Below are 18,443 nucleotides of genomic sequence, written 5' to 3' on the forward strand. Positions count from 1 at the left end.
CGGGGTAGCCGCTTCAGGGTTTGCGCGAAGTCACCGCCGTCAGCGACAGCGTCACGGGACCGGTCGGTACGGCAGAGGCTACGGGGGCTGTCAGTTGCATCCCCATCGCACCTTCCTCGCGGGTGTGCATGTAGGGCGTGTGCTCCAGCTTCTCGACCTGCAATGAGGTGACACTGGCCTGATCACGGTGACCGCCAAGGACGGCGTGCTTGAGAACGTCCGTGTCGGGTGTTTGGCCACGGTCGATCACGCTCAACAATCCTCCGGGACGCAGCACTTCATCGGCGAGTTCATAGACGCTGTTCTGCACGAAAATTCGATGCTCGAAGGCGGTTGGCATCAGGCGAGTGTCCACCGCGACGTTGTGGCCTCGGGCGTTGTGGGTGCCGAGCAGCCAGCAGGCCACTGCGTCGAATCGAGGCTGGGCCTTGAGCCACTGCTCGAGCTGCGGGTCACCCAGGGCATCGCCTTCGATCAGCAGACAGTCGGCCTTGGGCGCATCACCCGGCGCGCAGTAGTCGAGTCGGTAGGCGTTGTCGTCCAGGCTTTGGGCAGATTCGCGTGCAATGACCGCGACCGAGTAGCCGTGTTCTGAGAGCAGGGCCTGAGTGGCTGCTATGCAGTGGGGGTTCTCTTCCACGCAGACCACGCTGTGACCATTTTTCAGCAGCGCCAGGGTGGAATGGCCGACGCCGCAACCAATCTCCAGGATGCGCAGGTAGCCCTCAACCTGAGCGGTCATCCAGGCATAGTGTCCCTGGTTGCGGTGGCTGTTGGCATTGATCCGCCAGTTGCGGGTGTACTCGCGGCGAAACTGCTCCAGCTGGTGCAGTGCGCGCGGCATATGGGTGGTCCAGGGCGGTGAGAGGCTGTCGCCTGAGTTTGGCGATTTCTTGTTGTTCACGGTAAGTCCTTTGCCTGAGTTGTTTCGACGATCTGCTATCGCCAGGCTGGATCTTCGGGCAAGGAGCGTGCACAGGGCAAGCGGTGGGGTGGGGTGAAATCGCAAGTGGTCAGGGCCCGAAGCATGACGGTTTTGCTAAATGCTTTCAGCCAAGGCTCTGGTACGCGCCTCAACGACATTTCATACACTCGACTGACCGGTCGCCTGGACACATTGTCTTGCAAATTGGTTGAGTGGTCACCCGAGGTTGCCGCGTTCGTCGTAGACGTAGTGCTTGGCGCAATAGTCGCGCAAAAGGTTGTCGAGGATGTTCGAAGAACAGCTCGCTGGCGAGGATTTCAACCTGTTCAACCAGAGTGCGGGTGCGTTCGTCCGTGGCGCAGAAGAACAGCACGCCGCTCCAGTGGTCATCGTCGTCCGGGTTGTGGGCGTTGTGCTCGACAAGCTGTTGCAGGGCTTGCTTCAGCTCGGTAATTCGGGTTTTCAGTTGGCCCATGGCCTCATCCTCCGTTGACGCTGAGGTGTGGTCGCAATCCGTGCGAACAAAGTGCTCTTTGGCTTCTGGTTAACGATGCACGCTGCCGTGAGAGGCGCTGGCAATCAGGCTGGCGCCACAGGCGGTTTTCATGCCGTCGAGCGCGACCGGGATACCGTTGATGCTGTAGGTGCTACTGCCTTCGATGATGGGGAAGATGCCTTTGCAGAGTGGGCAGGAGACTAGGTTGCCTTTGCCGGCTATTGGTTTGCCGTTGAGGTCCGTACGAGGGATGGAATTACTCACAGTACCGCCGTGGTCTGTCGAGTCGTTGAGGCGAACAATTGCTCTCATGTTGTCTCCAGCATCGCGTGTAACTATGTCGCTATTTTTCGGGTGCGCTCTGTTGGGGGCATGAATACTATAGGATGTGAATATTTTCAATTTGTATTTGTATGCCATCCCCATTGCTTAATGTAACGGTGACCTCTAACGTGAAATCTGATTCTCCTTCTTCCTCAGTCCAGAGTGGTAGTTGAATTGACCAGGCTTCTTTGTTGCTGCAGTTAATTTTTATGGCGTCAATACTTGAGTTGAGCTCTTCGGATGTTGGTGTGGTTAATTTTTGTCCATAATCATCTATCGCTCTGCGCATTTCGTCGGCAGTCAATCCGCCTTTTGATGTAAGACTCTCAATTTTCTGATACTGGCCGTTTGTGAGCAAGGTAATGATGCTAAGCAATTCTTTGGACGCTTCGTGTGGGAGAACTCTCATCGTTGTGATCCTAGTCTGTTTTTTACTGTGCGTGTTTGAGTTGATTTGTTAACTCCAATAGACTCGAAGTATTGATCAGCTCTGTGAATGTTGGCTCTAGCATTATCTTGCGATACTCTTGCTTGTCCACTCAACCGGATTCGGCGCATAGGCATAAACATTCAACCCACCCGCAAACCCGATCGGGTCCTTGCCAACAAACCACCCGACCCCTGGATCATAGTATCGGTTCCGGTTGTAATGCAGGCCGGTCTCGATATTTTTGTTCTGTTGTGGTCGTCGCTTATGCCGGCATTATATTTTGTGGGAACGCTTGGGGACGGCAAATATCCTTATAATTTCTTCATCGCAAGCTGGGTCAAAAAATCTGCTCTCGTAAAATATAAAGCTATTTTCCAAGTTGCATTTTGAGAAGTGCTTTTGGATTGTTGTTAGCTCAATGGATTTCTTGTTGGGGGTGTTGTTTTTTAGACTTTGATGGAAGTCATTTTCTTTGTTTTGGTTTGGGTAGATAAAAATATTTGGGATTATGGGTTCGCTTCCGTAGGGATTGTCAAAATCTGTAAATGTTATTGCTATGAAAAGTTCGTCCTCATTTAGTTTTTTTACCCTTGCCAGGGTGGTGATTGAGTTAAGTAGGAACGCTGAAAGGCCAATCAAAAAGTCTAGAGTGTTGCTTTTCCCTAATATGTCGGCAAGCTGGTCAAGTCTGTTGTATCTTGAAATAAGTGGAATTTCCTCAAAGCTTTCGTATCTCAAGAAAAACACGTCCATATCATCATATGATTCCTTGCTTATTATTGAAGTGTACAAGTCTGTTAATTTCATTTTAATGGTATGCTCCAGCCATGGTCGTTAAGCCATTCGATTGTTTTTCTAGAAAATGTTACATCGCCTCTGCCCTTGTCGTGGATTGATCCGTCAAGGTTGTAACCTGAGCCACATGGGCAGTGTGCATGCCATTGGCTGTGAGGAACATTATTCTGGGGGGCGTCGATACGATCAATTTCAGACGGTGCTTGCTCCCTTTTAACTTTGGTTTGTGCTTGTTTGGGTGTTCCGCTTGCCTTGATCTTCTTTTTTGCAAGACCCAGCGGATCAACCCACTCAACCGGATTCGGCGCATAAGCAAATACATTCAACCCACCCGCAAACCCGATCGGATCCTTCCCAACAAACCGCCCCACCCCCGGATCATAGTACCGATACCGGTTGTAATGCAGCCCTGTCTCGACATCGAAGTACTGCCCCTGAAAGCGCAACGGATTGCGGATGTCCGCGCGCTTGGCGGTGTCGCTGCGTTTCTCCTGCACCGCGCCCCAGGCCTTGTAGGTCCCGCTCCAGGCCACTTCGGCCTGTTCGTCGGTAAGCTCCATGGGCATGCCCAGGTGGTCGCACTGGTACCAGGCAAACGCATCGAAGGGCGCCGGCGCGGGCTTGTGCTGCCAGACGGGATCACGCTCGATGTCGTAGGGGAAGTCGTAGACAGGCTCGACCAGCAACTTGATTGAGCGGTGCTCCACCGCTTGAGCAACGGGCACGAAGGTGCCGGGCTCGTACACGTAGTGGGTCAGGCGGGCGCCGAGGTCATGGGTGCGGTTTTCGAAGGCCAGGGTGTCGCCATCCCAGCCGTAGAGGGTGTTGCCGCAGCCGTACTGCTGATCGAGCTTGCGCTGTTCGTTCTGGTTCCATGCGGGACCGGCCTCGCGGTGGTGCTGGTACTTGGCGCGGTTGCTGGCCGGGTCGAAGGCCAAGGATTCAAGCGGTAGCCCTTACTCCCTGGCAGCACTCACGGTGATACGACCTGCTTGTAATAGCTCGATGCAGATAACCGTTTCATCGACGCGGGAGGGCATTGACTCCTGGATGATGACGCCGTCAATGCAGGCGGTGCGCATGCGGTGGCGCAGGGCCCTGCCTTGAGGGTCGAAGAACAGCTCGCTGGCGAGGATTTCAACCTGTTCAACCAGAGTGCGGGTGCGTTCGTCCGTGGCGCAGAAGAACAGCACGCCGCTCCAGTGGTCATCGTCGTCCGGGTTGTGGACGTTGTGCTCGACAAGCTGATGCAGGGCTTGCTTCAGCTCGGCAATTCGGGTTTTCAGTTGGCCCATGGCCTCATCCTCCGTTGACGCTGAGGTGTGGTCGCAATCCGTGCGAACAAAGTGCTCTTTAGTTTCGGGTTATCGATGCACGCTGCCGTGAGAGGCGCTGGCGATCAGGTTGGCGCCACAGGCGGTTTTCATGCCGTCGAGCGCGACCGGGATACCGTTGATGCTGTAGGTGCTACTGCCTTCGATGATGGGGAAGATGCCTTTGCAGAGCGGGCAGGAGACTAGGTTGCCTTTGCCTGCCATTGGGCGGCCGATGAGATTTGTATGGGCAATAGACTCCATAACAAAGCCGCCATGGTCAGTAGCGTCGTTGAGCCGAACAATATTATTCAAATTATTCTTCGCTAGATTCGATTGTTTGTAGGATGGTTTCCATCTCGTATCAGTGGGGTTATGGAATAAGTGATTCTGGATCGATTTTCAGAAATTCAGAAAAGCTCTCCGCAATAAAAGTCGTCTCTCCAGTTTCGTGCGACCATTTGGTTATTATTGGCTCTCCGCTAATTCCGGTTTTTGAGTAGTCCAGGCAATAGTAATCGCCTGTGCCGAATTCTGCGATGGGTAGTAGTTCTTCAAGTTTCTTTTGATTCTCTGGAAAGTTATTGATCCAGCTTCGCCAATTTCCTCTAAAAGTTCTTACAATTGAGTCCCATGTTTTCCTCGGGTCGCGCTTATCGTAAACTGGGAATATTGTCAAACTGTCGAGTGTTTTCCCATTATTGGCTAGTAGCCATTTCGAGAGTGATTCTGGGAGTTGCCTGCCCAATTCTGCTTCAGCGGCGAGGATTGCATCAATAGTTGTTCCAATTACGCGTGCTTTTGACATTTTGTATGTCCTCGTTTGCTGAATTAAGGGAGGGTGCCTGGCTTCGGTAGGCTCAGGGCTCCGCTTCCGCGAGGTCCTGATCTTGGCATTCTTGCAGTCCAGCAACCATCTCTTTTTCGCCAGTAGCGATGCTGGATCCCTCTATGGTCAGCGGCTAACATCGGGTCGGCATGGGAGTAGTCAAACCCTTTTTCACTTTCGTAACCGGGCCTGTGTGCAAGTTCATATCCAGGAGGTGCTTTAATTGTAGTTTTTTTTCCAGAGTTTACTTGTCTGACTTGGTTTTTAATCCACCCTCTCATTGCACTTGGGGTTTTGGGGTCTTCGGAGATCTGTTGCCAGCGAGTACTTGAATTTACAAAGCTATCACCGCAGCAGCAAGTTTTGGCCAGCCCTAGTGGGTCAATCCACGTAGTTGGGTTCGGCGCGTAAGTGAAGATGTTTAACCCACCCGCAAACCCGATCGGATCCTTCCCAACAAACCGCCCAACCCCCGGATCATAGTACCGATACCGGTTGTAATGCAGCCCTGTCTCGACATCGAAGTACTGACCCTGAAAGCGCAACGGATTGCGGATGTCCGCGCGCTTGGCGGTGTCGCTGCGTTTCTCCTGTGCCGCGCCCCAGGCCTTGTAGGTGCCGCTCCAGGCCACTTCGCCCTGTTCGTCGGTCAGCTCCATGGGCGTGCCCAGGTGGTCGCACTGGTACCAGGCAAACGCATCGAAGGGCGTTGGCGCGGGCTTGTGCTGCCAGACGGGATCACGCTCGATGTCGTAGGGAAAGTCGTAGACGGGCTCGAGCAGCAACTTGATGGAGCGGTGCTCCACCGCTTGAGCAACGGGCACGAAGGTGCCGGGCTCGTACACGTAGTGGGTCAGGCGGGCGCCAAGGTCATGGGTGCGGTTTTCGAAGGCCAGGGTGTCGCCATCCCAGCCGTAGAGGGTGTTGCCACAACCGTACTGCTGATCGAGCTTGCGCTGTTCGTTCTGGTTCCATGCGGGCCCGGCCTCGCGGCGGTGCTGGTACTTGGCGCGGGAGCGCTTGCACAGGCGCCGGCCGAGGGCGTCATAGGCATAGTGGACAGTCAGTCGACCATCCTCGTAGTGCGTCAAGCGGTCGTAGAGGTCCCAGCTGAAGCTGGCTTTCTTGCCGTTCTCGATGCGCTCCTTGAGGTTGCCGCGTTCGTCGTAGACGTAGTGCTTGCCGCAATAGTCGCGCAGCAGGTTGTCGAGCAGTTTGCTGCGCGGGTAGCCGTTGCGCTCCTGGGGTGCCTGCGGGTCGAGGAGGTTGCTGGCCGGGTCGAAGGCGAAATGTTCGCTATTTGCCAAACTGCCTGCTTCCAGCAGGCGGCCAACAGGATCGTAGCGGTAGTTGATGGCGCCACGGCGCAGGTCCTGGATGGTCGTGAGCTGACCGGCAACGTCGTAACGGTAGTTGCGTACTGACAAGCGGTTTGACTCACCGCGTCGAGCGACGGTCTGTTCCTGCAAGTGACCGTTCGGTGTCCAGCTCTGGCGCTGTTGCAGGCCGTTGCCTTGCTCGCGGCCAATCTCGCGGTGCAGGTCGTCACGCTGATAATTCAGCAGTTCCCGGTCGTCCAGCTTGAGCGCCAGCAGGTGGCCGCTGCCATAGGTCAACCAACTGACCCGATGGCCATCGGGCCGCACCGTGGCAACCCGCTGGTTCAGCGCGTCATACTCGTGCCTCCAGATGGCGACTTGGGGGTTTTTCAGGTAGCGCAGGTACTGGTGTTCGCGCGTGTTGTTGCCGGCGGCATCGTAGAACCATTGCAGTTTGCAGGCGTCGTTCTCGGCGAGCAGCAGATTGCCGTTACCGTCGTAGGCGAACGTTTCGGTTTGCCATTCCTGCGTCGCACTTTGACCTGCCTGGCGCATTAGCAGTCGGCCCAGGGGGTCGTATTCGAAACAGGTGACGCGATCGCCATCAAGGCGGCGGGTAGGCTGGTTGCTGCCGTTGTCGTAGAGGTAGTGGATGGTTTGCTGGTCGAAACCGGTTTCCTTCAGCAGGCGGCCAACAGGGTCGTACTTGAAGGTAGCCGCGCTGTTGTTCTCGTTGCGCAACTCGACAAGCTGGCCAAGCCGGTCCCAGCGGTAGTTGAGGATGCTGCCATCGGCGTTCAGGCGTTGCTGGATCAGCCCCGCTTCGTTGTACTGCCAAACGGTGCGGCGCTGCAGGGCGTCGACGTGGTCGAGAAGACGGCCTTCGGCATCGCGCTCGAAACGCTCCTCGGTCTTGTCCGGGTGAACAATACGGCTGAGCTGACCTGCCTGGTAATGGTAGCTGGTGACCATGCCCACGGCATCGGTAGCCTGAGACAGTTGACCCAGCGCGTTGTATCGCCATTGGCTGGTTTTGCCGGAACAGTCGGTGTAGCGAGTTAGTTGGCCGTCGGCGTTGTAGGCGAGCTTTTTTTCCGCGCCATTGGCGTCGATGATGGCAACGGGCAGGTTGTCGCTGTTGTACCTGTACTGGGTCTTGCGCTCCAGCGGATCGAGGGTTTCGATGATGTTGCCACGCTGGTCGTAGTCGTACTTCCACAGCCCGCCCTCGGCATCGCGGGTCTTGAAGCGCAGGTCCCGGTCGTCGTAGGCATGGTGGACGCTCGTGCCGTCGGGGCGGGTGTGCTGGACCAGGTTGCCGCGCTCATCGTAGGCGTAGCTGTCGATGCTGCCGTCGGTGTGGATGTGCTGAGTGACGTTCTTGGCATCGTCACGATAGAACCACTCCTCGTTGCTATCGGGATGGATGATGCGGTAGGTGTAGCCAAGGACATCGTAGTAATACAGCGTCTCTTGGCCGTTGGCGTCGAGCAGGCGTGTCAGGCGGATGTTCGGATCCCAGCTCAGGCGGGTGTCCTGGCTGCCATCGTCGGCCCATTCTCGAACCGCTTTGGCATCCGGCCCGTTGCCTTGCCATTGCAGGTTCATGCCGCGGCCGGTGCGGTCGGTGTAGCGGGTTAGCAGATGGTGCTGATAGTCATAGTTCCATTGAGCATCGTGCTCGTCGCGGGCGGCGCGCAGGTCACCCTGGTTGTCGAATTCATAACTTGCCAACTGTCGAAGCGCTTGGCCGTCATGCATGAGCCAAAGTGCCTTGATTCGGCCCTGGTCGTCGATCTGGGTATGGATGTGCTGGTGCGGGGTGTCGTTCTGGTAGGTGAGCAAGTCCGAGAGCACGCTGTGTTCAGCGTGTTGGTGCTCGTAGTGCAAGGCAATGCGGGCACCGCCGCGCAGGCTGATGGCTGTCAGTCGGAACTGATTGCTTACCCGTTCGTAGTGCTCCTGGCTGTCATGCCCCCGAAGCAATACCAGTTTGCTTTTGCTGGTGCGCGCAATGACCAGGTTTTCAATCGGGTCCAGATGGTGATGGTGAACGTCGGGAAGCGGGTAGTGGTGGCTACGCCCATCGGTCGCATGGTAGGTAAGTTGATCTTCGTTCAGATCGAAGCGGCTGGAGAACGGCGTGATCCAGCGGGCACCGAACGGGTTGTTGTCAAAGGCTGAGAGTGAGGAGCGGTAAGTCCTGTTCCACACCAGAGGGAAGGTGCCGGGAAGCTCGAAGTCGGTATGGACAATTGTTTCGCTGCCCATGGCGAAGCTGATGCTGCACTGGGTGCCAGCTTTGCTTCCCTGCTTTTGGCAGTTACCGTCAGCACGGGCAGAGCGCTGGGCCGGACTGGCTTGCGTGCCATTTTGCGGCTGTGGCCTCCTGGCTTCGTTGGTTCTGCCAGGCGCCATGTTGGCCTGGCGTGGGGCATGCTTGCGTCGCTGCAAGGCACTGGAAAGTGCCCTGATGATGGTGAGAAGGCTGTCCGGGTTGGTTTCACTGCCTGTCTGGATGATCTTGTCGCTGGCAATATTGCCAATCTGCTCGATGCTGGCCGCAACGGGCTCAAGGGTTTTCTGCAACTGTTGCTTTTGGGTGTCGCCTAAGCCGATATCGTCTTTTCCAAAGCCGAATCCGGTGCGTCTCTTGAAGGCATCAGCAGCTTCAACTATCAGGCGGATTCCAGGAAAGAGCGCGGTCAGCGCCACGTCCTGCACAGTGCCGCTTGCCACTGAACGGATGAGGTCAGCGAGGAAATTACAAACCTCGATGACCTTTTGTGCAAAGGCCTTGAGGATGCTTTGCAGGGTGGCTTCAACCTCCTTGACGAACGCCTCGAGATCGCCGGGGCAGACATCGGCCAGCGCGCTTTCGATGGTGGTCAGGAGCGCCTGGCTGATGTCGCCTTTGGTGGTTCTGATGGTCTTCAGTGACGGGCGCATGACCGCTCGGGCTGCTCCGACTCCAGGGAGCGGAACCAGGCCGAACATGTTGATCCCCAGGCCGACCCAATTGTAGAGATCGGCCCTGTAAGTGGCGTCGCCCTGGGCCAGCTCAATGATGTCGCCGATCGCATCGGCCGCAGCGAAGATGGAGCCTGCGACGGGTAGCATTTCACCGACAGTAATAACAGCGCGCCAGTTGACGGCATCACCGGTGAGCCCGGTCAGCCACTGCGCCAGCGTGTCTGTGCCAGCCCTTACATCCTCTTCGGTAAATGTATTCTTGGGCGCGACCGCACCTTCACATCGAGCCATTCGGGCCGCCTCCGTTACTGGGTCGATTTGCTGGAATAGCGGGAAGGGAGAGGGGCAGTCCTTTTTCAGCGGACTCCATTGCGAAGAGGCGGTCCAACGTCTGCTGGATGACCTGCGACGGTCGCGAGGTAGTCATGGCGCCTGGTGTCGCGGAGGATCGTGCTGCCGGGTCTGCAAAGGGCGCTGCCGAGGCGGCGCGAGTCTGGTCTGTGCCGAACAGCACCTTGACCGGTCCTGGCGCCAGGCCCGCTACCGCCGCAAACCCGTTGTCATCCAGCGTGCCCTTGAAAACCTGCCCGAGTGCATCCTCGACCTGATACTCCGAGCCCTTGAACGCAAAGCCATTGGCGTAGTGCTGAAACAGCTCAAGATTGCCTTTCCCGGCTTTTGGCCCGTCAGGAAAGGCCGCCGCCTGGCTCTTTGCGCCTTTGTAGAAAAAGTCCGTGGCGTGGGTTGTGTACACGCCGCTGGTGGCGTGGGTGATGCCGCCGGCGTTGTAGGTGCTGCTGCTGCCCGCCGCCTGGATCACCAGCTCCTCCTTGGCGCTGAGGATGATGCGTTCGGCGCTGACGGTGACCTTGAGTTTGGCCAGCAGGTTGATGCTGTCTTTCAAGGCGCGGATGTCGATATCGCCGGAGGCTGCGACCAGGCGCCAGCCGAGGCTTTGCACGAAGGTGCGCAGGCCTCGGCTGACACTGATCAGCAGGCGCTTGCCGACCGCCAGGCTGGTGTGCCCGCCACTGCTCAGGCCCAGGTGTTCGCCGCTGGCCAGGTGCGTGGATTGCGGCGTGCTGCTGGCGATCCCGGCCGGGCTGTCGAGGACCAGGAAGGGTTCACTGAACTCGGGGAATTGATTGGCGTTCGGGTTGCCGGTACCGCGGCCGCGTATGCCGTCGTGCTGGGCCTGCAGCGCATCGGCGACTTCGTCCTGGTCGCCGCTTTCCTGGGCCAGGTGGTCGCGGGCTTCGCTGGCGAAGGTGGCGTGGTATTGCTGGGCGGTCTTGAGGCGTTCGGCGGTTTGCGGCAGGTCGGTGTGGTGGGCGGCGGCGCGGGCGCGCAGTTCAGTTGTCAGTAGCAGGCCGCCGCCGGCACGCACCACGCCGTGGGCGTCGGTGCGCAGTTCGAAGCCTTCACCCCGGGGCTGCCCGCCACCGGGCCGGGGATGGGTCAGGTAACCCAGGTTCAAGGCACTGGCGGCGTGATCGCTCATCAAGGTGGCGCTGATCTGACCGGTGGTGTCGTCCAGGCGCAGTTCGTTGTGGCGCAGACCGTGGTGCTCTTTGCTGCGCAGCGGGCTCAGTGCCTTGAACTCGGGCAAGCGGTACGGTGTGCGGTTGGTCGCGTGATAGCTGCGGCCCATGATCATCGGCTGGTCCGGATCGCCGTGAAGAAAGCCCACCAGCACTTCCTGGCCGATCCGCGGTAGGGCCACATGCCCCCAGCCCGCCCCGGCCCAGGTCTGGGCCACGCGCACCCAACACGAACTGCGATCGTCTTCGCAGCCTTCGCGGTCCCAGGGAAATTGCACGCGCACGCGGCCGTGCTCGTCGCAGTAGATTTCTTCCTTGGCAGGGCCGACCACCATGGCGATCTGCGGCCCTTCGATGCACGGCTTCGGGTGCGCCGGGGCATGCCACTCGACGGTGTCGGGGATCAAGGTGGCGGTCAGGCTGTACCAGGTGCCGTGTTCGCTTTCGCTGGCCTCTTCTTCAAGGGCGGTGTGCTGGCGGCCCAGGTGCTTGATCTGGATTGGCCGCCAGCCGCTGTTGAGGTCTTCGCGCGGATGTCCGCTGAGAGTGAAGGCTTTGCCCGGTAGCAGACGCGCATCGTCGCCTTCGACCTCGGCGGTGCGCGCATCACCACGCAGGGCCTTGAGGCGGGTCTGGGTGAAGGGCTTGCCGGCGTCATCGTGCTTGTAGCGACCGGGGTAGTCGTAGCGTTCGTAGTCGACGGTCTGGCTGCCCATCTCGGCCGCCAGCACGTTTTGCTCCAGGTTGTAGCGCGGATGGTTGAAGGTGTAGTCACGCTGGGTCTGGCAACTGGTCCGTACCTGTTCACGGTAGGTGAACAGGCGCAGAGACGGTTGCGAGGCTTCGCCCCCCGGATTGGCCTCATACACCACCGGCCCGCCCTCGATGGCGCCGAAGGTCGCGATATGGTCGGCCTGGATCAACCGATGGCCGGCTTCGCTGTGCTCGAAGCTCGACAGCAAGCCTTCTTCAGCCGCCAGGCGCAGGTAGAAGTCCAGGTCCAGTTCACCCGCCTGCACGCAGTACTCGCGTGGCAGGTGGGGTTCGCTCAGGTGCTGGCTGGCCTGGCCCCATTGGCGCTCCTTGAACAGGTGCTCAAGGATCTGCGGCACGCTGCGCTTCTGAAAGATGCGCCAGTCGGAGCGCAGTTGCGCGCGGGCCAGCTGCGGTTCGATCTCGGCCCGATAGCGGGTGCGGCGAAAGCCGGTCTGGCCCTGGTCGAAACGACTGATCAGACCCTGCACATGGCGAACGGCCTGGTTGCCTTGCCAGATGGTCAGTGCCGCAGGCTGGTCGAGCAGGGTGGCAAAGTCGGCGTCGGCGGCTGTACTGACCAGCTCGATGGTCAAACGATAGAGTTGGGAAATACCTTCGTTCAGTTCGAAAGACACCACATCAAAGTCAATGTCAGCCGTCGAGCTGAAGGTAAAACGCACATCGCGCTGGCCGGGCATGGCAACTCCTGCTGTTCATTCCATCGGGCAGGTCGAACGGACGCGGATGGAACTTCATACGTCCAACAAGGTTTGTTCTTACAGTGGGGTGAAACAGTAAGAGGTAACTCACTGCCTTGTCTTTGTTGGGCTTCCCAAACTTTTGTGGGAAAAGTCACTTGTTGTCTTTGAAGTGTTTCTTGGAGGTGCAGTAGTCCGCCCTGCTGACTACAGGGCGACTGACGTGCAGGTTATCGAGCGCAACTAAGCGCAACGCACGCGTAGTTCTTTCAGCGACTGCGGAACTTGCCAACTCAGGTAGTGGCGGTCTGCTGGGTTCACATCACCGGCTGCTGGCCGGTGCGTGCGGGCCAGACGAAGCGGGTGTTGCGCACGCTGTTGATGATTTCCAGTTGATGAAAGGAGTTGCCGCTGGCATACAGCGCCATGAAGTGCGAAAGCACGCTGCCAAACAGCTGCAGGTCGCCCTCACTGTCGAAGGCGCTGGGGTTGACCTTGAGCGTGGTGAGCATGCCCCGTACGGGCAGGCCCTTGATCAACCAGTCAGTCGGCGCGGTGCTGGCGTGTTCGATAGCGTTCAGGCGGCGCTGGGTAGCGCGTTTGTGCTGCAGGTCATAGGGCGCCACGAAGTCATAGACCTGCAACACCGCCTTGAGTGCGTCGGCGCAGGACAGCGACAGGTCATTCAGGGCCAGGTTGGAAAGCAGTCCCCATTGCACATCCCCGTGCAGGTCGTCATCCAGCGCTGGTGGGTAATAGCGGGTCGGGCGGGTAAGGTTGCGGTAGGTGGCAAACGATGGCGTGGCCTGGGTGGTGAGGTTGATATCGCCGATGTCCAGTTGCAGGGGCAGGTTGCCATTGCAGCAGGTGAGCTCGATGTTGAGGGTCTGCTGCTGGCCCCGGTAAGGGCTCTGATCAGCGTGCAGCAGGCGGATGATATGGCGCGCACGCTCTTTGATCAGGTCCTGTTCGAGCGTCACGCTGTAATAGGGTGCGGCACGCTCTTTGGCGCGTTCGACACGCCGGTGCAATGCTTCGTAGGGCGCGAACACCAGGCTTTTTTCACCCTGCGATGTCTGCGTGTCCCGGCGTCGGGTAGCGACCTTGTCAACGCTGAAAATCTCATAGGCCTGCGCTCGCCTCCCGCTGGGTTGCACGGCCTCGCAGACGGCCTGCCCGTCAAGCCGGATGGGTCTGGCCGGGTGGTCGAACAGGTTGATGGCCGGTGTGCAGTACAGTGAAAGGCTGTCGCGGTCGAGCTGGAAACCGTTGGGAAAGGGTGTGTCAAAACGCAGTTCCAGGCGGATATGTTTGGCTGCGGCGTCCGGCCAATAGCGGCGCAGCTCGGTCAGCTTGAAGCCGTGAAAGCGCTGTGGGAAATAGAAGTACTCCTGTATCAGGCGGTAGCCGTCCAGGTGCGCGCCAGGGCTTGGCAGAAGTGCCTCGCCGGGTTCGAAGCCGGCAAAGGTCAAGGTCGCGGGCGGGAGGGAATAGCGATGTTCGTTGATGTGCAAAACCACCTTGTGCAGGTGCTGTGACAACCATTGATAGAGTGTCAGGGCGTTGCTGTCACCGCCTCCCAACTGAAAGCTCAACTGGTCGCAGTCGAGCTGGCGCAGCGGTTGCTCGGTCAGCGCGCCAAGGTCGATGTGGACAATGGATTTGTCCGCACTGTCGATGTGGCAGATCTCATCGATGACCAAGGGGTAGAGGGTCACGTCGGTACAGGTGCGGAAGGTACAGTTCACGCCGTTGACCGGCTTGGAGAACAGCGCGGTGCCCTTGGGTATCAGCTGGCTTTCGCTCAGCGCGTGATCGATCGGGTCGAAGCGCACCAGGGTGACGCTGGGCAAGGGCCGCAGGAAATTGGGGTAGACCAGTTGCAGCAGCGGCTGGGTGATTTCCGGCAGGTGGTCATCGATCTTCATCGCAAGCTTTGCAGTCAGGAACGCAAAGCCTTCCATCAATCGCTCGACGTCGGGGTCAGAGGCTTCGCTGCCGAGAAAGTGCGCCAGGCGCGGATCGTCTTCGGCAAATTCGTCGGCCAGTTCGCGCAGGCGCCGGCGTTCTTCCATAAAGCGACTTTTCAACGACATGTGCGGCCCTGCGTGAACGTTTGTATTCAACGTATTGGGGGGAGTTGTTTAGTGTCTTTTATTGTTTGTAGGAAGCTTCTTTAATATTTGCTTTTCAAACTTCCACGTATGGCTCGGTCTGGGTTTATTGTTTTAGCCAGAGAGGTTGAAGCGTCAACGTAAATGTTTTGACAAGATGTAAGTTCGTGTTCTTTTAGTGCGGATTGAGGCATGTTTAAGCTGCTAAATCGACAGCATGATACGGTCTATCTCTTCGGCGGCAGGTGGATTGATGTCATCCAGCTCAGCATGGGCCTGCGTGCTGATAAAAGTTGCCAAGGTGCTAAAACGTGCTGTCATTTGACCGTTTCGTGATCCGGGCGGCCTGGGCCGGTGGCAAGTCCTTTGCGCCAAGGAGGGCATCGCGGCGGCGATGCCCGCTTTCATTGGCAGGGCCCGATCGCCTGGCTTTGCCAAAGCGCCCAGGCGTTCTCCCAACCCTGCTGGTGGCTAGCAGCCGGAATGATCACCCGTTGATTGCACCGGCTGGAGGCTTGCGTGCCGCGAAAACTGGCGCTGATCTCGCTCGTAATCACCTGGTCGCGACCGCCCAGCAGATGGCGCTGGGGCAATGCTTCAAGGCGCTGGCGATAAACCATCGGGTCGAGCGAGCCGCTCAGGGGCGACAAGCCTTTGAGCTGTACCCACAAGCCTGGATCAAGATTGCCGGCGAGGGTCTGGATCTGCGTGACATCGTCCCGTTGCCCGGCCAGCAGCACGGCCAATGCCGCGCCACCTGAATAACCCACCAACTCGAACTGGCGATTGCCAACGCGTTGCTTGAGCCGGTCCAGGGCCTGGCTGAGGCTGGTCACCACCTCCTGGGAAAAGCGCCGATCGGACCACAGCGCCGCCGTGCAACCGGCAGCCGAGACGAACTGGCAGGGCCGGGCAAGGTAGGCGTTGGGGGTTGGATCATTGATCGCCAGGCGCGCCACCAGCAGGTTGCGCGGGCTGGGGTCGAGGCTCGGCTGGCTGGCCGTGGCCCAGGCATGGCCGTCGCCTTCCAGGTACACCCGCAGACGTTCGGTTGCACGCTGGTCAGGTGGTGCCAGCATGGCGAGCGGAAATGGCTGTCCCGGCACAACCTCCAGGTGTCGACCGTGCTGTTCAGCCAGCTCCTGTAGCGCTTGATAGGGGGATTGGCAGGCACCAAGAAGGGCGCTGACTAGCAGCGCCCCCAAGGTTCGACCGACGCCGGCCCACGGGCGTGGGCCGGCAAGGCGTGGGCTCATCAGAAGTCGTAACGGACTTTCGCCGAGAACACGTCGGCATCGAAGCCCGACTTGCCGATGTAGTCGTAGTTGACGCCCAGGGTTACCGCGCCCAGCTTGTAGTCGGCACCCACGCCGGCTTCATAGCTGTCACGCGCCGCCTTGGCACCGCTGGTCACGAACGGCGTGCTGCCGAGCAGGAAGGTCGAGGTGCTTTTTGCTTCGTCAGCGGCGAAGTCGTGATACGCCATCAGCTTGGCTTGCGGTTCCAGGGTCCCGGCGCCCAGGGCGACGCTGCCGGCAACGCGCAGGCCGGCACCCAGTTCAATGGCTTCATAGCGCTGGTCTTCAACTTTCAGCGCTGCCGAAGAGCCTTTTTCACGGTAGCCGTCGATGTTCACCAGGCTGTAGCGGGCCGCCAGGCGCGGTTCGACCAGTACTTGCGGGTTGATGTGATAGGTGTAGCCACCGATCAGGTTCAGGCCCAGCAGGTCGCTGTCGTAGTCGGCCTTGGCTTGGGTGCCGGCAATGCTGCGCTTGCTCTGGTTGTCGTTGAAGCCGTAGGTCAGGCTGGCATCGACGAAGTAGTTGCCGTGCTCGAAGCCGCCATAGAGGGTAAAGGCATGGCTGTCGACTTCAGTCTGGTTGCCGCTTTTGCCGTTCACGTCGGTGTTGATGAAGCTGTACGCCAGGCCCAGAGTCAGATTGTCGTTGAGCTTGCCATCGGCCCCCACGGCGATACCGCGGCTGTAAGCGTTGTAGCCGGCCACGCCGTCGCGCAGGTCCTGCGAGGCATCGCTGTACAGCGACTGCACCCAGACACCGGCTTCCTTGAAGCCTTCACCCGAGGAGGCGCCGCGCAGCGAGCTGGTGCGGCTGCCGGTGACGTTGCTGACCAGGTTCTGGCTGGTAGTGGCGGCCTGCGTCGCGCCGCCGTTGGTTTCCGGGGTCAGCTCGGAGGCCAGCTTGGCGACCTGGGCTTCGTCGGCGTTGAGCAGGGCCTGCTTGAACGGGTCGTTGTTGGCCAGCTTGCTGATCATGCCGTCGGCGGTCAGGCTGCCCAGGGCTTTCTGGCTGTTGGCCGAGCCGCCCTGGTTGGTGATGATCTGTTCGACTTCTTCCTTGCCCTTGCCGGTGACCACGGCCACCACCTGATTATTGTCGACGGTGAAGCTGTCGACTTTGAGCAGTGCCGAGCTGCTGACCAGGTTGAGTTTGCCATTGGGGTCGACCGTTTCGCCGTCGGCGCCCAGCAGTTCGATCTGGCCGGCTTGGAGCAGGGTGTAGCGGCTGCCATTGGCGTTGAAGTCTTCGCCTTTGGCCGCCAGTTGCAGCTGGGCGCCCTGGCCGAACTGAGTGGTACCGCTGACCTTGAGCACGGCGCTGTTGGCGTCGGTGGCGCTGCTCAGGTTCAGGCCCAGGGCCGAGTTGCCGGCGACGTACAGGTTACCGTCGATGCTGGTGTGCGGGGCTTCGAAGGTCAGGGTGGTTTTCGGGTCGTCGCTGAGGCCGCCGACATCGATCCAACCGCCGTCTTTCATATGGATGTTGGCGCCGTCAGCGTGGCTGTCGGTACCGGTGAAGGAGGTGTCGCCTTCGATCTCGATGTTGCTCAGGTCGATCAGGTTACCGACGATGACGCTGCCTTTGCGCAGGATCAGTTCGACCGGGCGGTTGCTTTCCGAGGCGTCGATAGCCTCGTCGGCAGAAATGATCGAACCGCTGTTGAAGATGTTGAAGTCGCCTTCGGCTTTGTACCAGGGCTGGGCGCCCGGGCTGTCGAAGTCGCTGAAGCCGATGGCGATGGCGGCGTCTTCGGCGCGGATGGTGCCGGTGTTGACCAGGTGGTTGTTCATGCCGGTGAAGCTGGCGCCGTCGATGCGGATGCCCTCGGCGTCGTCGCCATTGGCAATGATGGTGCCATGGTTCTCGATGCCGGCCAGGTCGACCATGTCGGTGTACATGCCCGAGCCGCTGGTGGTGGCGTCGATGCCGGTGGCGCCGGCGCCGGTGACTTCGATCAGGCCGCGGTTGATGACCTTGCCGACGATCTCGCCGCCTTCAAGGTTGATGCCTTTGGCATCTTCGCCCTTGGCGATGATCTTGCCGCTGGCGGCGTTGAGCAGGTCGCCCTTGATCACCGACGAGCCGGAGAAATCCACGGCGCGGGCAACATCACGGCCGCCGTCGTCGCTCAATGGCGCACCTTCGGCGTACAGCAGGCCTTCGTTGATGACGCTGCCGCCGATCTTCGCCGGGTCGATCATCAGCGCGTTGGCGCCACCGCCGATGGCAGAAATACTGCCCTTGTTGATCACGTCGCCGCCAACGCTGTTGGCGACCCACGGCTGCGTACCTTCCCACACGTCCATGTCGACGCCGCCGGCGAAGTCGCCGGTGCTGTTGATGGTGGCGTTGAGAATCAGGTCGTTCTCGATGCTCGAGCCATTGAGCTCGATGGCATCTTCATTGCTGCCGCCGCTGTAGGCGCCGTTGATCTCGAGGTTGCCGCTGTAGCGCTGGTGCTCGCTTTTGAAGCCGGCGTTGGTCAGTTGCACGGTTTCAGCGAGGGCGGGCAGGGCGGTGGCGGTTACGGCCAGGGCGAGCAGGGTCTTGCGGAACATCACGGGGGTCACGGTTCATTCCTTTAACGGCGTTTTGAGTGCTTCGCTTCCGTGCGGGCTGGACCTTGCAG

At 59.2% G+C, this 18,443-nt stretch carries 15 protein-coding genes; 1 reads left to right on the forward strand and 14 read right to left on the reverse strand.

The window, feature by feature from the left end; all coding sequences use genetic code 11:
- Positions 1-13 precede the first annotated feature (13 nt).
- The gene (locus ABIE20_RS25040) at positions 14-904 is read right to left on the reverse strand and encodes a hypothetical protein (protein ID WP_429508062.1); all 891 of its coding nucleotides are present in this window, start codon (positions 902-904) and stop codon (positions 14-16) included.
- 307 nt (positions 905-1,211) lie between these two features.
- Between ABIE20_RS25040 and ABIE20_RS25045 the strand changes: the two genes are divergently transcribed.
- A complete protein-coding gene (locus ABIE20_RS25045) occupies positions 1,212-1,418 on the forward strand; it encodes a hypothetical protein (protein WP_429508063.1) in 207 nt (68 codons plus the stop codon).
- Between the two features lie 51 nt (positions 1,419-1,469).
- On the opposite strand, the gene ABIE20_RS25050 is transcribed toward ABIE20_RS25045, so the two are convergent.
- The 13 genes from ABIE20_RS25050 to ABIE20_RS25110 all read right to left on the reverse strand — a co-directional run bounded on the left by ABIE20_RS25050 (position 1,470) and on the right by ABIE20_RS25110 (position 18,372).
- Positions 1,470-1,733 (reverse strand): PAAR domain-containing protein, encoded by a 264-nt coding sequence (locus ABIE20_RS25050; protein WP_258715203.1) that lies wholly within the window; start codon positions 1,731-1,733, stop codon positions 1,470-1,472.
- A 67-nt stretch (positions 1,734-1,800) separates the two neighbouring features.
- Positions 1,801-2,154, reverse strand: coding sequence for a DUF7668 domain-containing protein (locus ABIE20_RS25055; protein WP_429508065.1), 354 nt, complete (start codon positions 2,152-2,154; stop codon positions 1,801-1,803).
- Positions 2,155-2,256: 102 nt separating this feature from the next.
- Entirely contained in the window at positions 2,257-2,412 is a 156-nt protein-coding gene (locus tag ABIE20_RS25060; protein ID WP_429508092.1) for an RHS repeat-associated core domain-containing protein, read from the reverse strand.
- A 36-nt stretch (positions 2,413-2,448) separates the two neighbouring features.
- Positions 2,449-2,982 carry an Imm15 family immunity protein gene (locus ABIE20_RS25065; RefSeq protein WP_429508067.1) on the reverse strand — a complete coding sequence of 178 codons (534 nt, stop codon included), beginning with the start codon at positions 2,980-2,982 and terminating at the stop codon, positions 2,449-2,451.
- On the reverse strand, positions 2,979-3,908 hold the full coding sequence (locus ABIE20_RS25070) for an RHS repeat domain-containing protein (RefSeq protein ID WP_429508068.1): 930 nt from the start codon (positions 3,906-3,908) through the stop codon (positions 2,979-2,981). The genes ABIE20_RS25065 and ABIE20_RS25070 overlap by 4 nt, the downstream gene beginning before the upstream one ends.
- 18 nt (positions 3,909-3,926) lie before the next feature.
- Positions 3,927-4,265, reverse strand: a complete 339-nt coding sequence (locus ABIE20_RS25075) for a hypothetical protein (protein WP_429508069.1) — start codon at positions 4,263-4,265, stop codon at positions 3,927-3,929.
- A gap of 69 nt (positions 4,266-4,334) precedes the next feature.
- Positions 4,335-4,598, reverse strand: a complete 264-nt coding sequence (locus ABIE20_RS25080; protein ID WP_429508071.1) for a PAAR domain-containing protein — start codon at positions 4,596-4,598, stop codon at positions 4,335-4,337.
- A gap of 58 nt (positions 4,599-4,656) precedes the next feature.
- Positions 4,657-5,091, reverse strand: a complete 435-nt coding sequence (locus ABIE20_RS25085) for an SMI1/KNR4 family protein (RefSeq protein WP_429508072.1) — start codon at positions 5,089-5,091, stop codon at positions 4,657-4,659.
- 23 nt (positions 5,092-5,114) lie between these two features.
- Positions 5,115-9,695 (reverse strand): RHS repeat-associated core domain-containing protein, encoded by a 4,581-nt coding sequence (locus ABIE20_RS25090; protein WP_429508073.1) that lies wholly within the window; start codon positions 9,693-9,695, stop codon positions 5,115-5,117.
- Entirely contained in the window at positions 9,682-12,399 is a 2,718-nt protein-coding gene (locus ABIE20_RS25095; RefSeq protein WP_429508074.1) for a type VI secretion system Vgr family protein, read from the reverse strand. Before ABIE20_RS25095 ends, ABIE20_RS25090 begins: the two co-directional genes overlap by 14 nt.
- Before the next feature lie 317 nt (positions 12,400-12,716).
- Complete coding sequence (gene tssF / locus ABIE20_RS25100; protein WP_429508076.1) at positions 12,717-14,495, reverse strand: type VI secretion system baseplate subunit TssF; 1,779 nt, start codon at positions 14,493-14,495, stop codon at positions 12,717-12,719.
- A 422-nt stretch (positions 14,496-14,917) separates the two neighbouring features.
- Entirely contained in the window at positions 14,918-15,769 is an 852-nt protein-coding gene (locus ABIE20_RS25105) for an alpha/beta hydrolase (RefSeq protein WP_429508078.1), read from the reverse strand.
- Entirely contained in the window at positions 15,769-18,372 is a 2,604-nt protein-coding gene (locus tag ABIE20_RS25110; RefSeq protein WP_429508094.1) for an autotransporter outer membrane beta-barrel domain-containing protein, read from the reverse strand. Before ABIE20_RS25110 ends, ABIE20_RS25105 begins: the two co-directional genes overlap by 1 nt.
- Positions 18,373-18,443: the final 71 nt, after the last annotated feature.

Origin of the sequence: Pseudomonas sp. 2835 (assembly GCF_050435905.1) — a bacterium.
In the GTDB taxonomy this organism is placed as follows: domain Bacteria; phylum Pseudomonadota; class Gammaproteobacteria; order Pseudomonadales; family Pseudomonadaceae; genus Aquipseudomonas.

Excerpts from the sequence above, each read along its gene's own strand:
- ABIE20_RS25045 (WP_429508063.1), top strand. The coding sequence starts at position 1,212 with ATGTTCGAAGAACAGCTCGCTGGCGAGGATTTCAACCTGTTCAACCAG.
- ABIE20_RS25050 (WP_258715203.1), bottom strand. The coding sequence starts at position 1,733 with ATGAGAGCAATTGTTCGCCTCAACGACTCGACAGACCACGGCGGTACT.
- ABIE20_RS25055 (WP_429508065.1), bottom strand. The coding sequence starts at position 2,154 with ATGAGAGTTCTCCCACACGAAGCGTCCAAAGAATTGCTTAGCATCATT.
- ABIE20_RS25065 (WP_429508067.1), bottom strand. The coding sequence starts at position 2,982 with ATGAAATTAACAGACTTGTACACTTCAATAATAAGCAAGGAATCATAT.
- ABIE20_RS25075 (WP_429508069.1), bottom strand. The coding sequence starts at position 4,265 with ATGGGCCAACTGAAAACCCGAATTGCCGAGCTGAAGCAAGCCCTGCAT.
- ABIE20_RS25085 (WP_429508072.1), bottom strand. The coding sequence starts at position 5,091 with ATGTCAAAAGCACGCGTAATTGGAACAACTATTGATGCAATCCTCGCC.
- ABIE20_RS25090 (WP_429508073.1), bottom strand. The coding sequence starts at position 9,695 with ATGGCTCGATGTGAAGGTGCGGTCGCGCCCAAGAATACATTTACCGAA.
- ABIE20_RS25095 (WP_429508074.1), bottom strand. The coding sequence starts at position 12,399 with ATGCCCGGCCAGCGCGATGTGCGTTTTACCTTCAGCTCGACGGCTGAC.
- tssF (WP_429508076.1), bottom strand. The coding sequence starts at position 14,495 with ATGTCGTTGAAAAGTCGCTTTATGGAAGAACGCCGGCGCCTGCGCGAA.
- ABIE20_RS25105 (WP_429508078.1), bottom strand. The coding sequence starts at position 15,769 with ATGAGCCCACGCCTTGCCGGCCCACGCCCGTGGGCCGGCGTCGGTCGA.
- ABIE20_RS25110 (WP_429508094.1), bottom strand. The coding sequence starts at position 18,372 with ATGTTCCGCAAGACCCTGCTCGCCCTGGCCGTAACCGCCACCGCCCTG.